At 36.8% G+C, this 14821-nt stretch carries 14 protein-coding genes; 10 read left to right on the forward strand and 4 right to left on the reverse strand.

Annotated features, from left to right (window positions below):
- Positions 1 to 32 precede the first annotated feature (32 nt).
- A complete protein-coding gene (locus AO058_RS11625; RefSeq protein WP_093302550.1) occupies positions 33 to 1025 on the reverse strand; it encodes an aldo/keto reductase in 993 nt (330 codons plus the stop codon).
- A 223-nt stretch (positions 1026 to 1248) separates the two neighbouring features.
- On the opposite strand from AO058_RS11625, the gene AO058_RS11630 reads away from it, so the two are divergent.
- The 9 genes from AO058_RS11630 to AO058_RS11670 all read left to right on the forward strand — a co-directional run bounded on the left by AO058_RS11630 (position 1249) and on the right by AO058_RS11670 (position 10003).
- Complete coding sequence (locus tag AO058_RS11630; RefSeq protein WP_075326719.1) at positions 1249 to 2130, forward strand: sterol desaturase family protein; 882 nt, start codon at positions 1249 to 1251, stop codon at positions 2128 to 2130.
- Between the two features lie 29 nt (positions 2131 to 2159).
- On the forward strand, positions 2160 to 3500 hold the full coding sequence (locus AO058_RS11635; RefSeq protein WP_075326720.1) for an MBL fold metallo-hydrolase: 1341 nt from the start codon (positions 2160 to 2162) through the stop codon (positions 3498 to 3500).
- Between the two features lie 180 nt (positions 3501 to 3680).
- Positions 3681 to 4166 carry an acetyl-CoA carboxylase biotin carboxyl carrier protein subunit gene (locus tag AO058_RS11640; protein ID WP_075326721.1) on the forward strand — a complete coding sequence of 162 codons (486 nt, stop codon included), beginning with the start codon at positions 3681 to 3683 and terminating at the stop codon, positions 4164 to 4166.
- A gap of 47 nt (positions 4167 to 4213) precedes the next feature.
- Positions 4214 to 5656, forward strand: coding sequence for an acetyl-CoA carboxylase biotin carboxylase subunit (gene accC / locus AO058_RS11645; RefSeq protein WP_075326722.1), 1443 nt, complete (start codon positions 4214 to 4216; stop codon positions 5654 to 5656).
- A gap of 48 nt (positions 5657 to 5704) precedes the next feature.
- Complete coding sequence (locus AO058_RS11650; RefSeq protein ID WP_075326723.1) at positions 5705 to 7246, forward strand: acyl-CoA carboxylase subunit beta; 1542 nt, start codon at positions 5705 to 5707, stop codon at positions 7244 to 7246.
- Positions 7247 to 7371: 125 nt separating this feature from the next.
- Positions 7372 to 7971, forward strand: coding sequence for a helix-turn-helix domain-containing protein (locus tag AO058_RS11655; RefSeq protein WP_075326724.1), 600 nt, complete (start codon positions 7372 to 7374; stop codon positions 7969 to 7971).
- A 30-nt stretch (positions 7972 to 8001) separates the two neighbouring features.
- On the forward strand, positions 8002 to 8898 hold the full coding sequence (locus AO058_RS11660; protein ID WP_075326725.1) for an NAD(P)-dependent oxidoreductase: 897 nt from the start codon (positions 8002 to 8004) through the stop codon (positions 8896 to 8898).
- Positions 8899 to 9022: 124 nt separating this feature from the next.
- A complete protein-coding gene (locus AO058_RS11665; protein ID WP_075326726.1) occupies positions 9023 to 9580 on the forward strand; it encodes a YeeE/YedE family protein in 558 nt (185 codons plus the stop codon).
- A gap of 9 nt (positions 9581 to 9589) precedes the next feature.
- A complete protein-coding gene (locus AO058_RS11670) occupies positions 9590 to 10003 on the forward strand; it encodes a DUF6691 family protein (RefSeq protein WP_075326727.1) in 414 nt (137 codons plus the stop codon).
- A 30-nt stretch (positions 10004 to 10033) separates the two neighbouring features.
- On the opposite strand, the gene AO058_RS11675 is transcribed toward AO058_RS11670, so the two are convergent.
- Complete coding sequence (locus AO058_RS11675) at positions 10034 to 10663, reverse strand: trimeric intracellular cation channel family protein (protein ID WP_075326728.1); 630 nt, start codon at positions 10661 to 10663, stop codon at positions 10034 to 10036.
- A gap of 250 nt (positions 10664 to 10913) precedes the next feature.
- Between AO058_RS11675 and trxB the strand changes: the two genes are divergently transcribed.
- Complete coding sequence (gene trxB / locus AO058_RS11680) at positions 10914 to 11906, forward strand: thioredoxin-disulfide reductase (protein WP_075326729.1); 993 nt, start codon at positions 10914 to 10916, stop codon at positions 11904 to 11906.
- Positions 11907 to 12049: 143 nt separating this feature from the next.
- On the opposite strand, the gene AO058_RS11685 is transcribed toward trxB, so the two are convergent.
- Entirely contained in the window at positions 12050 to 13018 is a 969-nt protein-coding gene (locus AO058_RS11685) for a Gfo/Idh/MocA family protein (protein ID WP_075326730.1), read from the reverse strand.
- A gap of 63 nt (positions 13019 to 13081) precedes the next feature.
- The gene (locus AO058_RS11690) at positions 13082 to 14788 is read right to left on the reverse strand and encodes a sodium:solute symporter (RefSeq protein WP_075326731.1); all 1707 of its coding nucleotides are present in this window, start codon (positions 14786 to 14788) and stop codon (positions 13082 to 13084) included.
- Positions 14789 to 14821: the final 33 nt, after the last annotated feature.

Here is a 14821-nt window from a genome sequence, read left to right on the forward strand (position 1 = left end):
TAAATAATTAGTGAATTCCTGGCTTTTATTTTTTAAGCTGGTACTTCTGCTTTTTGTTCAATAAGATTTTCGGATTTTAGTTCTTCCCAGAATTTCGCTGGGATTTTTTCTTCCAGGGCTTTAATATTTTCCTGAACCTGTTCCGGTTTGCTGGCTCCAGCCAAAACTGTTCCTGCTGCCTTTGGAGCTAAAGAAAACTGAAGCGATGCAGCCACGAGGTTTACTTTATGTTTCTCAGCAATTTTCAATATTTTTTTATATCGATCTGAAATATCATCGGGCATTTTTCCATCATAATTATAACGCTTTTGTCCGGCAAGTAAGCCTGCATTAAATGGCGCAGCATTTATTAAAGTGGCTTCGCTTTTTTCTATTGCCGGTAATAGACGTTCCAGGGCATCATTATGGTGAACCAAAGAATATTGAATAGCCGAAAGAAAAACATCTGGTTTTGCAACTTCCAAAGTTTTTAAAATAGGTTCTATGGTATTTACTCCCAATCCCCAGGCTTTAATGAGACCTTCTTCTTTCATTTTTTCAAGCTCTGGTATTGCGCCTTTCTTCGCAACTTCAAAATGATCTTCCCAGGTGGTTCCTTCCTCGTACTCATCATTATGATCTGGTGAGAGATCGTGAATAAAAGCATAATCTATACTTTCTACACCTAAGCGCTGCAAACTGTCTTCTACCGAGCGGCGCACAGCTTCAGCTGAATAATCATATTTATAATCAAAAGGTGCAGGATTATTCCACATTGTTTCAGGAACATTTTTAGTGGCTTTTAAAACCCGGCCAACTTTGGTAGAAAGTACGTAATCTTCTCGTTTTTTATTATGTAGAAAGTGCCCAAATCTTCTTTCGCTTAAGCCTAATCCATACCAGGGCGAGGTGTCATAATATCTCACGCCGGCTTCCCAGGCTCCTTCCAGTGTTTTTTCAGCTTCAGCATCGCTTATTTGTTTAAATCCGTTACCAATGGCGACTCCGCCTAAACCGAATTTATGTTCTAATATAAACTGACTCATAATTTTATAGTTTTATATCTTGATTTCTTATTATTTTCAATATTAAAATTAAAACAGAAAAGCCTTACGTCATTGCTATTTAACAAAGACTAACATTTTTTGCCCGGCCTTTGTTAAGATGCACTTAATTAAGAAAAGCAGGTGAAATTTAGTACTGTAACAAAAGTTACTGCCCTAAACGTAGGATTATTATATTTTTGCCTTGTAAAACTTAATTAACCGGTTGGAAAAGTACTTAAACATAATTGCCAATTCATTTTCAGGTTATTTTAATTACCTGGTTAATGAAATTAGCAATCCGTCCTGGACCAATTATTTTTATTGGCTTATTGGATTGTCCCTTTTAGTTTGGGTATTGGAAATTTTAATCCCCTGGAGAAAAGATCAAAAGATATTTCGAAAGGATTTCTGGCTGGATACGTTCTATATTTTATTTAATTTTTTCCTGTTTTCGCTAGTTGGTTATAACGCGATCTCTAATGTTGCAGTAGAATTATTTAATGATTTCCTGGGCATTTTTGGAATCACTAATATTATAGCCATAGAAGTACAAAATTTCCCTGTTTGGGTACAGTTGCTTATTATGTTTGTGATTGCAGACTTTATCCAGTGGAATGTCCACCGGCAATTACACAAGCAGCCGTGGCTTTGGGAATTTCATAAAGTACACCATAGCGTTAAGGAAATGGGATTTGCGGCACAATTTAGGTTTCATTTTATGGAAACTATTGTTTATAAAACCGTGCAGTATATTCCGCTGGCAATGATTGGTTTTGGAATTCAGCAATTTTTTGTGGTACATATGTTTGCTGTATTTATTGGGCATTTAAACCACGCAAATGTAGGCTGGAACTATGGAATTTTTGGTTATCTTTTAAATAACCCTAAAATGCATATCTGGCATCATTCAAAGGAACTTCCGAAAGACAGGCCTTATGGAATGAATTTCGGTTTAAGCCTAAGCATTTGGGACTATTTATTTGGCACAGCATATATTCCGCAGGAAGGAAAAGATATAGAATTAGGTTTTAAAGGAGATGAAGATTTTCCTGAAGATTTTAAAAATCAAATGGTATTTCCATTTAGAAAAAAGAACGCACAATAAACAGTTTATAATTTAAAAGAATTAAAGAAATGAAGATAAAACAATTTAAAGACGATCCTTTAGCGCATTATTCTTACGCACTTGTAAGTAATGGAAAGATGGCCCTGGTAGACCCTAGCCGTAACCCTATGCAATACTATAAATATGCCGAAGAAAATAATGCAAAAATAGTAGCAGTTTTTGAAACGCACCCGCACGCCGATTTTGTGAGTGGACATTTACAAATTCAGCAGGAGACAGGATCCACCGTTTATATTAGTAAAAATGTTGGTGTAGAATATACGCATACTCCATTTGATGAAGGGGACGAAGTAAAAATTGGAGATGCCAGTATAAAGGCTATTCATACTCCCGGTCACTCGCCAGATAGTTTAACATTTATAGCTGAAGAAAACGGTGAAACCATTATGTTTAGTGGGGATACACTTTTTATAGGCGATGTTGGAAGGCCAGATTTACGTGAAAAAGCTGGAAATATGAAAGCAAAACGTGTAGAATTGGCGAAGCAAATGTACAATACCATGCAAACCAAATTTAACGAATTGCCAGATGATACCATAATCTATCCGGCTCACGGTGCAGGTTCGCTATGCGGAAAAAATATGAGTGATGCTTCTTCAAGTACTCTTGGAAATGAACGCCAGGGAAACTGGGCTTTTAAAGATCAAACCGAAGAGGAGTTTGTAGAAGAAATTTTAAAGGATCAGCCTTTTATTCCTGCCTATTTTGGTTTTAGTGTAGAGTTAAACCGAAAAGGAGCTTTAAATGTTCAAAAAGCGAAGTATGAAGTTCCGGTAAAACTTTATGTAGATTCTGTAGAAAAAGAAGGAATTACTGTAGTAGATACTCGTGATGGGGATGCGTATAAAAAGGGACATTTACCCAATAGTATTAATATCATGGCCCGGTCTGAAAGTGATAAATATGAAACCTGGCTGGGTGCTATTATCGAGCCTAAAGAGGAATTTTATCTTGTTGCTGAAAGCGTAGATCAAATTGACGATTTACTGGAAAGAACTGCGAAAATCGGTTATGAAAAGCAAATGAAAGGTGTAGTGACTTTATCTGAAAAAGTTTCAAAATCTTCGGATGATTTCAATTTAGAAGATTTTAAAGCCAATAAAGATAAATACACTATTGTAGATATTAGAAATGAAAGCGAGATTGCAGAAGGGAAGATCTTTGATGATGCTAAAGCAATTCCGTTGAATGAGCTAAGAAACCGTGCCGATGAATTACCAGATGACAAACCGTTTATGGTACATTGTGCCGGAGGATATCGTTCTGCTGCAGGAAGCAGTATTCTTGAAAATAAATTTAAAAACACTAAAGTTTATGATCTAAGTGAAGCGATTAAAGAGTTTTCGTAATTAATTAGTTATTATTTTAAAGCCCTGTAGATAATTGAATTTACAGGGCTTTTTTTATGTTTAATTGTACACAGATTGGTAATATCCAGAATCTAAATCTTGAAAACTCATAAGTAAAAGCTCCAAACTTTTTCTATATTTACAACACAAGCTTCAAATTAGATTTGAAAACTACGAAATATGGAAAAAAAATATAAGGTTAAGGTGAATAATTTATTTGAATTTGAATTTACCAAAGACCAGATCACCGCTTTAGATACACAGGAAATTGCCACTAAACATTACCATTTATTAAAAGAAAATCGCAGTTTTAAGGCTGAGGTTCTTACCGAAAACTTTCTTCAACGCAAGTACGATATTAAAATCAATTCTAATACCTATGAAGTAGCTATTTCCAATGAGTTGGATTTACTTATTGAAGAAATGGGACTTTCTCTTGGCACCGCGCAAATGATAAATGATATAAAAGCGCCCATGCCGGGGTTAATTCTGGAAGTTAATGTTGAGGAAGGTGCTGAAGTTAAAGAAGGGGATTACTTGCTGGTTTTAGAAGCTATGAAAATGGAAAATACACTTATTGCACCCAGGGATGGTGTGGTGAAATCGGTTTCAGTAAAAACCGGACAAACTGTTGAAAAGAACCAGTTATTAATTGAAATGGAATAAACCCTTAATCCTCCAAATGGGAATAATTAGAATTCAAAAGAAATAAAATGAAGAAAATATTAGTAGCCAATAGGGGAGAAATTGCTTTGCGGGTAATGAAAACCATTCAAAAAATGGGGATCAAAACCGTAGCTGTTTTTTCTAAAGCTGATAGAAATGCGCCCCACGTAAAGTTTGCCGACGAGGCGGTTTGCATAGGCGAAGCCCCTTCTAACGAATCTTACCTAAAGGGCGATAAAATTATTGAAGTAGCTAAAGAACTCGATGTAGATGGGATTCATCCTGGCTACGGATTTTTAAGTGAAAATGCAGGCTTTGCCGAAAATGTAGAGAAAAACGGCATTACCTGGATAGGTCCCGGTTCTAAAGCCATTAAAATTATGGGGAGCAAACTTGCCGCTAAAGATGCGGTAAAAGAATATGACATTCCAATGGTTCCCGGAATTGACGAGGCGATTACCGATCCAGAAAAAGCGAAGAAAATCGCTAAAGAGATCGGTTTTCCTATTTTAATAAAAGCTTCTGCCGGTGGCGGTGGTAAGGGAATGCGTATCGTTGATAAGGAAAAAGATTTGGAAGACCAAATGAAACGTGCCATTAGCGAAGCTGAATCAGCATTTGGTGATGGTTCGGTTTTTATAGAGAAGTATGTTTCTTCACCAAGGCATATTGAAATTCAGGTTTTAGCTGATTCCCACGGGAATTATATTCATCTATTCGAAAGGGAATGTAGTGTGCAGCGTAGGCATCAAAAAGTGGTGGAAGAAGCGCCATCGGTAGTGCTAGATTCAAGACTTCGAAAACAAATGGGCAAAGCTGCTGTAAAGGTAGCAAAGGCCTGTGATTATGTTGGCGCCGGAACCGTAGAATTTCTTTTCGATGAAGATCAAAATTTCTATTTCCTGGAAATGAATACTCGTTTGCAGGTTGAACATCCCGTAACGGAATATATTACCGGTGTAGACCTGGTAGAACAACAAATTAGAATTGCCCGGGGGGAAAAACTGAGATTGCTTCAGGAAGATCTAAAAATAAAAGGGCACGCGGTAGAACTCAGGGTTTATGCTGAAGATCCTATGGATAATTTTATGCCAAGTGTGGGAACACTTGATAAATACAGTATTCCTGAAGGTGAAAATATACGTGTAGATAACGGCTTTGAAGAAGGCATGGAAGTTCCTATTTATTACGACCCAATGCTGGCAAAATTGATTACTTACGGAAAAACCCGCGAGGAAGCCATTCAATTAATGCTGAAGGCGATAAAGCAATATGAAGTTGAGGGCGTAATGACGACCCTTCCGTTTGGAAAATTTGTTTTTGAACACGAAGCCTTCAGAAGCGGAAATTTTGATACCCATTTTGTAAAAAAATATTATTCCGCTGAGAAACTTGAAAATGAAATTGAAGAAGAAGCTAAATTAGCGGCTATTGTAGCTTTAAAGCAATATCTCAAAGATCAACAGGAGTTGAGGTTACCAATAAACTAAAAGTAACCTCAAACATTTAATCTAGATTATCGCGTAAAAAATAAATTGATGAGTCAGAATATAGAGAAGTTAAATGATAAAATTAAGCAGGCACATCTTGGTGGTGGCGAGAAACGCATAGCGAAGCAACACGAAAAAAAGAAACTTACCGCCCGGGAGCGTGTAGATTATTTACTGGATGAAGGTTCTTTTGAAGAAATTGGCATTCTGGTAACTCATAGAACTACCGGTTTTGGAATGGAAGATCAAAAGATCTATGGAGACGGAGTCGTAACAGGCTACGGTACCATAAGCGGAAAACTGGTGTATATTTTTGCCCAGGATTTTACGGTTTTTGGAGGTTCCCTTTCTGAAACACACGCCGAAAAAATTTGTAAAGTTATGGACCTGGCCGTAAAAGTTGGAGCGCCAATGATCGGCTTAAACGATTCTGGTGGAGCCAGAATTCAGGAAGGCGTAAAATCTTTAGGAGGTTATGCCGATATTTTTCATAGAAATGTAAAAGCATCTGGGGTTATTCCGCAAATTTCGGCGATTATGGGCCCTTGTGCCGGGGGAGCAGTGTATTCACCTGCAATGACAGATTTTACACTTATGGTTCAGGATACCAGTTATATGTTTGTAACCGGGCCTAATGTGGTGAAAACGGTAACTAATGAGGAAGTAACTTCCGAAGAACTTGGTGGGGCTTCAACGCACGCTACAAAATCTGGGGTAACTCATATCACGTCATTCAACGATATCGCCTGTCTTGAAGATATAAAGAAACTGGTGAGTTATATACCTCGAAATAACAAAAAGGCACCGGAGAAACTTCCGTATGAATTAGGTGATGAAATTAGGGAGGAACTGGATTCTTTGATTCCAGATAGTTCCAATAAACCTTACGATATGCACGAGGTGATTAGCGGAATCATAGACAAAGATTCATTTTATGAAATTCATAAAGATTACGCCGATAATATTATTGTTGGTTTTGCGCGCTTAGGCGGAAGAAGTATTGGGATTGTTGCCAATCAACCAATGAGTCTTGCCGGAGTTTTAGACGTAGATTCCTCTAAAAAAGCAGCTCGATTTACCCGTTTTTGCGATTGTTTTAACATTCCATTGCTAGTTTTGGTAGATGTTCCCGGTTTCTTACCCGGAACCGACCAGGAGTGGAATGGAATTATTCTCAACGGCGCAAAATTACTTTATGCACTAAGCGAAGCCACCGTTCCAAAAGTGACCGTAATTACCAGAAAAGCTTATGGCGGCGCTTATGATGTAATGAATTCCAAACACATTGGCGCTGATCTTAATTTTGCCTGGCCAACGGCAGAAATTGCGGTAATGGGAGCCAAAGGTGCCAGTGAGATTATTTTTAGAAAAGAAATTCAGGAAGCTGAAGATAGCGAAGCGAAACTAGCTGAAAAAGAGGCTGAATACGCTGAAACATTTGCAAATCCTTTTGAAGCCGCTCAACGCGGATTTATTGATGAAGTAATTATGCCTAAAGAAACCCGTAGAAAATTATTGAAAGCTTTTAGTATGCTGGAAAATAAAAAAGTGCTTAGACCCAAGCGAAAGCACGGGAATATTCCTCTATAGTTTTTAGACCTTTAAAACCCTTATTCTACTGCATTTAACAAGTTTGACGTAAATATGTCGCAAGGCTGTCGCAATATTTTTTTAAACCTCACTGTAGATTTGCTGAAACATATAAACTTATAATTATGCAGAACAATGAATTAGCAAACAGGGTAATTGAGCTAAGGAATAGAAAGGGATTTTCTCAAGAATTTTTAGCCGAGGAATCTGGAGTTAGCCTTAGAACTATTCAAAGAGTGGAAAATGGAGAAACCCAGCCAAGAGAAGATACTTTACAGCGAATTGCCAAAGGGCTTGGCGTAACTTCTGAAGAACTTATTGATTGGAAATTAGAGAAAAATAATAGTTATCTCGCATTACTGAATAGTTCAGCATTAAGTTTTCTTTTCTTTCCAGTATTAGGGATTTTAGTTCCATTAGTGATGTGGATATCTAAGAAAAATGAAATTCATAATATTAATAAAACAAGCAAAGAAATATTGAATTTTGAGATTACCTGGTGTATTCTGTTGTTTCTTACTTGTATAGGGTTTATTAGTATTAATTTTTACCGTGTACAAACAGCCTCGTATATTACTCCATCTTTACTGCTTAATCCTATAATATTTTGGTTGATAATCTGTTTTCTTTACCTGTTTAATTTAGTCATCGTTCTTTATAATTCATTTCGATTGAAGGCTGAAAAGAATGTTTTATATTTTTTTAGAATACCATTTTTAAGGTAGGTTTGTAGTATATGTTGCTAAAAATAATATATGAAATTCAATAAAATTGTTTGTGTAGACCATACAAAATTAGAAGACTGGGCCATAGAAGAACTCCAGGAATTTAGCGAAGCTAAAGTAAAGGTTTATAAAGAAAGTCCGGATTCAGAAAAAGAGCTCATTGAACGAATTGGCGATGCAGAAGCGGTAATAGTTTCCTGGAAAACGCAAATCCCTGAAAATGTTATAAAAGAATGTAGCAACCTTAAATATATTGGGATGGCCTGCAGCCTTTATGATGATGAATCGGCGAATGTTGCTGTAGATTTTGCCAGGAAGCAAGAAATTACCGTGAAAGGTATTTTCGATTATGGCGATCCTGGGGTTATAGAATTCATTATTTCGGAATTAATAAGATTACTGCACGGATTTGGTAAACATCAATGGCGAGAAATGCCGGTGGAACTTATCGATAAAAAGATTGGAATTATTGGTTTGGGAACCACCGGGCAACTTCTGGCCGAAGCTTTATTGCCGCTTGGAGCCGATCTTTATTATTTCAGCAGAAGTAGAAAAAAAGACTGGGAAGAAAAAGGAGTCAAGTATTTAGAACTGGAAAAATTGCTGAAAACTTCAGAAATTATCTCGCTTCATCTTCCAAAAAATACCAGGCTCCTTGGAAAAGAAGAATTTAAAACTTTTGGTGCGGGAAAAATTTTAATCAATACTTCGCTGGGACTTCCTTTTAAGGAAGGAGCTTTTGCAAACTGGATAAAATCTGAAGGTAATTTCGGGATTTTTGATGGTGATGGGGGAGCTTCACTTTCTAAAGATACAAAAGCATTAGATCGTGTAATTTCTTATACTAAAAGCGCAGGTTGGAGTGCTGAAACTCAAAAACGCTTATCTGAAAAGGTATTGGAGAATTTGAAATCTTATTTCAAATAAACCTCAAAATATATAATTCAAACCTCAAAGGTTTTCAAAACCTATGAGGTTTTTTGTTGTAACATTTGTTACTGTCTTACTTCGTAAATTACAGTTAATTTGCACCTCATTAAAAAAATGAACTATGGAATGGATTTTTGAGCCCTGGCCCTGGTATGTATCGGGTCCGCTTATTGCTTTAATAATGTTTTTACTAATTTTTATTGGGAAACAGTTTGGAATGTCTTCCAACCTTAGAACCATGTGTACAATCTGCGGTGCCGATTCTAAAGCCGATTTCTTCAATTTCGATTGGAAATCTCAACGATGGAATCTTATTGTGGTTGCAGGAGCGATTATTGGCGGATTTATTGGAGCAAATTTTTTAAGTAACGATCTTTCTGTAGCAATAAATCCTGATACGATTACAATTTTAGATGACCTTGGCTTTAATAGTGCCGGTGAAGCTTACCTACCAACTGAAATATATAGTTGGGAAGCAGTTGGCGGAATTAAAGCGCTTATCATTTTACTGGTAGGCGGAATCTTAATTGGATTTGGTGCTCGCTATGCCGGTGGTTGTACATCTGGGCACGCTATTTCTGGACTTAGTAATTTGCAATTACCTTCTTTAATTGCCGTTATCGGATTTTTTATCGGTGGTTTGGTGATGGTACATTTATTATTTCCTCTAATATTTTAAATTGAAATTATGAGAAGTATAGGATATTTATTGATAGGTATATTTTTTGGAATCGTAATGTTTAAATCTGAAGCGGCTTCGTGGTTCAGAATTTATGAAATGTTCCAGTTCCAGTCGTTTCATATGTATGGAATTATAGGTTCGGCATTATTTTTAGGAGTTATTGGCGTTCAAATTATAAAACGTAAGAACCTGAAATCTTTTTTTGGAGAACGAATTTCGTTTACACCAAAAGAAAAGAGTTTTAGCCGCTATATGTACGGCGGAATTATCTTTGGATTAGGTTGGGCGTTAGCCGGTGCCTGCCCGGGACCAATTTTCACCTTAATTGGTGCAGGATTTTTACCAATTCTAATCGTATTTATAGGTTCGCTTTTAGGCACTTTTTTATACGGATTGCTTCGGAAGAAACTTCCGCATTAATAAAAATTTTGGGTTTCGGCGGGAAAGAAATTAGTTTTTACTTTCCGAAGAAATATAGAAATAGGGTAGGGAAATATGGTATTTTACAACAACAAGTCTAATTGAAATTACAATTAGCGTGGTGGTAAGGTAAATGATATCACGATTTATAACAAGCTCGTGCATTATTACAAAAGCGAGTCCGCCCATTATACAGGCAGTGGCGTAGATCTCTTTTCTAAAGATCACGGGAATTTCGTTACAAAGAATATCTCGAATTGCACCACCAAAAGTACCCGTCATAGTACCAAGTGCAATGCAAATAATGGGATCAAGCCCATTTCTAATGCCTATTTCAACACCGGTAATAGTAAAGACTCCCAGCCCAATGGTATCAAAAAGAAAGAGGGATTTTTTTAGATAATTAATTTTGTTTCTAAAAATAATGGCAAGAATGGTTACAACGCCAATTAGGTAAATATATATGGTATTTTCCATCCAGGTTACTGGAGTGTTACCTATTAAAGTATCGCGTAACGTACCACCACCAATGGCAGTTACAAAACCAATAATAAAAATACCAAAGAGGTCCAGCCGGCGATCCATAGCAGCCAATGCGCCAGATATAGCAAAGGCTATAGTCCCCAGGATATCTAGAATATTAAATAAAGTAAGTTCCATTTACTCGATAATCGAGATTTTAAAAGCTTCGGGGACTTCCCGAAATTAAAAAAGTTAAACCTGAATATCTCGCGGTTTTCGCTAGAGAATTCTTAAACAAAGGTATAGTTAAATTTTGGAAGCCCTTAATTTTTATTTCCTGAATGAAATCTATACCTTCAAATTATTTGCTAATAAGAAAACTTAATTAGTAAGGCCTATAGATTATAACTAAAGTTATTACTTTTGTAAGACAGAAAAACAAGAAATAATGAGCGATAAAATAGAAAGAATAAAAACCTTAATTATAGGATCTGGACCTGCAGGATATACTGCAGCAATATACGCGGCAAGAGCAGACCTTAAACCTGTTATGTATACAGGAATGGAACCTGGTGGACAGTTAACTACAACAACCGAAGTGGATAACTTTCCCGGTTATGCCGATGGAGTAGATGGGCCAAAAATGATGATGGATCTGCAAAAGCAAGCCGAACGTTTTGGTACCGAAGTAAGAATGGGCATGGTAACCGAAGTTGAATTTACCGATAAACCCGGCGGAATTCACAAAGCTTGTGTAGATAACGCAACCTGGGTAGAAGCCGAAACGATTATTATTTCTACCGGTGCTACGGCTAAATACCTTGGTTTACCAAGTGAGCAACGTTTACGTGGTGGTGGAGTTTCAGCATGTGCTGTTTGTGACGGATTTTTCTATAAAGGTCAGGATGTAGCTATAGTTGGTGGTGGAGATACCGCCGCAGAAGAAGCTACCTATTTGGCTAATATTTGTAGCAAAGTTACTATGCTTGTAAGAGGTGACCAGATGCGTGCATCTAAAGCAATGCAACACCGAGTAAACAGTACTAAAAATATTGATGTTAGGTTTAATACTGAAGTAGACGAAGTAATAGGCGAACAGGTAGTAGAAGGTCTAAGAATGCTGAATAAAGAAACTGGCGAAAAAGAGCAAATCTATATTACCGGGTTGTTTATCGCCATTGGCCATAAACCAAATACCGATATTTTTAAAGGTAAATTAACGATGGATGATACCGGGTACTTAATTACCGAAGGTAAATCTACTAAAACCAATATCCCGGGAGTTTTTGCCTCAGGTGATGTGCAGGATAAAATTTATCGCCAAGCAGTAACCGCAGCGGGAACTGGATGTATGGCTGCTCTTGATGCTGAACGTTATTTAGCTGAAATTGAAAGCGAAGAGGGAGAAGAAGTAAAAACTACCAAAAAGGTAGAAGCTTAATCCTCATAATTTTAAGAATATCAAACCTCACAGGTCATCAAAACCTGTGAGGTTTTTTTGTTTTTAAATAAAATCACAAAAAAAATCAGCTTAGATCCTGAAACCAGTTCAGGATCACGTTAAATTGATAATTGTTATAAATACTAATATTCCAACCCTATTTTAGTTCTAACTTTATCCAGTAGCTCAATTAATTGCAGGCTTTTTTCAAAGGTCATTTCGGTACTTTCAGTTTTGCCCTCGCTTAGCATTTTTTGAACGTGTTCCGCTTCAAAATTATAACCATTGGAATTCACTTTAAACTCTTTGGTTTCTTCACCTTCTGGTGTTTGTATAATAATACTTGTAGGTTCGTGAAACCTGGTATTTAGTGTAAGCGTAGCTTTTTCAAACTGAATAATTGCTGCGGTAGGGGTTTGTTTTATAATAGAACTACCCAATTCTGCCTCTACACCATTTTTATACTCAAAAATAATATCACAGTTTTCGTCAACTCCGGTATCATGAAAACTGGCTTTCGCCTGAATTCTCTCTGGAGCTCCCAGAGCACTCATTGCCATAAAGATAGGGTAAATGCCAATATCCAGTAAGCTACCGCCACCCAGGTTTTTATTGTAAAGGCGTTTATCTAGATCTACCGGTGCCGGAAATCCAAAATCGGCTTTTAGATTTTTGATTTTCCCATATTTTTCAGACTTAATTTGTTCTATTACAAACTTAAAATGCGGAAGAAATTGCGTCCACATCGCTTCCATAAGAAAAACCTTTTCCTTTTTGGCTTTTGCGATCATTTCTTCCACCTGCTTTTTGTTCATTGCAAAAGGTTTTTCGCATAAAACGGCTTTTTTATGATCAAGGCAAAGAAGGGTCTGTTCGTAATGAAAAACGTGTGGGGTTGCGATATAAACCACATCTAATTCTTCATCTTTTAACATTGCTTCGTAGCTGGAAAATAATTTTGTAGCCGCATGTTCTTTTGCAAATGTTTCAGCTTTGTTTTTAGATCTACTGGCAACCGCGTAAAGTTCGGCGCCTTCAACGTTATTTAAAGCAGTGGCGAATTTTCCGGCAATTTTTCCGAGGCCAAGGATTCCCCATTTTATATTTTTCATCTTAAATAAAATTTATTTTAGAAAGTTAATTTTTATTGAAAAACCCAAATTTTAAACTGAAAACTAGGTGCTTCTTTTAATTTTATGTTCCGGGGTTTTTATAAATAATTCCAGGATTAGAGCAAGTGCCATGACAAGTAAACATCCTACTAAATTGAGCCATAAATAGGGCATCACATCAAATTTATAGAGAATTATTACTATAATTTGTGTGATTATTGCGGCTACAAAAACCGAATTACTATTTACAATTTTAATAAAAAATGCCAGTAAAAATATTCCCAAAACATTTCCGTAGAAAATAGAACCGATGATATTTACCAGCTGGATGAGATTATCAAATAAATTGGCAAAGCTTGCAAAGGCAATGGCAATGGCGCCCCAAAGTAGCGTAAACCATTTGGAAGCTTTTACATAATGTTCGTCAGACATTTCGGTTTTTCGGCTTCTTTTATATAGATCTATGGAAGTTGTTGAGGACAACGCATTTAATTCGGAAGCGGTAGAAGACATGGCTGCAGATAGGATTACTGCTAATAACAAACCAATTAATCCGCGTGGAAGGTTATTCAGAATAAAATGAATAAATACATAATCTTTATCGTTGCTCTCGGCATCTTTGTCTGATGCGTCTATTAATTTCCTTGCTTTTTGTCTCGTTTCGTTTTCTGAAGCATTTAAAGTAGCCAGGTTTTCGCGATAAGTAGAATTATTTTTAGGAGTGAAATTATTGTTTTCGGCAAATTGTAAATGCAGGTTCTGTTTTTCCTGCTGTATCTCATCGTGCTCCAGCATTAAATCTTCATATTGATTTCCGTAATCGGAATTTAAAACAGTTTCCGTGGCTGCGGGATTAAAATTTAAAGGAGCGTTGTTAAACTGATAGAATACAAAAACCAGGACACCTACAAGCAAAATAAAGAACTGTAATGGTACTTTAAGCATCCCGTTCATAATCATTCCCATTCGGCTCTCGTTAACCGATCTTCCACTCAAATAGCGCTGCACCTGGCTTTGATCTGTTCCAAAATAGGAAAGTGCTAAAAAGCTTCCTCCAATAATTCCGCTCCAAAAAGTATATCGGTTTTCAAAATCGAAAGAGAAATCCAGAATATCCATCTTGCCGCTGGCACCGGCAATTTCAAGAGCATTGCTAAAATTAATATTTTCGGGTAAATAGCTTAGAATAATAAAAAATGCAGCAAACATTCCCGTGAGAATTACTGCCATTTGCTGCTTATGAGTAACGCTCACGGCTTTTGTACCGCCGGCAACCGTGTAAATAATAACTAAGGAACCAATTAGCACTGTTAAACCAGAGAGGTTCCAGCCTAAAACAGCTGAAAGAATAATTGCAGGGGCAAAAATAGTTAAACCGGCTGCAAGACCACGCTGAATTAAAAACAGGACTGCAGTTAATGTTCGGGTTTTTCTATCGAATCTTGATTCTAAATATTCGTATGCGGTATAAACGTTGAGTCTTCGATAAATGGGAATAAAAAACATACAAATAATTACCATTGCAATAGGTAGCCCAAAATAGAACTGTACAAAACCCATCCCATCGTGAAAAGCCTGGCCCGGTGTAGATAGAAAGGTGATGGCACTTGCTTGAGTTGCCATTGTAGAAAGCCCAATTGTCCACCAACGGGTTTCGCTGCCACCGCGAATATAATCTTGTGCTCCCTTATTATTTCGGGTTTTGTAAACGCCATAAGTAACTATAAAAGTGAGCGTACCAAGAAGAACAATCCAGTCTATTAATTGCATATTAGGTGAATTGAGACATTATAAAATAAAACA

The sequence above is a fragment of the Salegentibacter sp. T436 genome (assembly GCF_001932675.1).
In the GTDB taxonomy this organism is placed as follows: domain Bacteria; phylum Bacteroidota; class Bacteroidia; order Flavobacteriales; family Flavobacteriaceae; genus Salegentibacter; species Salegentibacter agarivorans.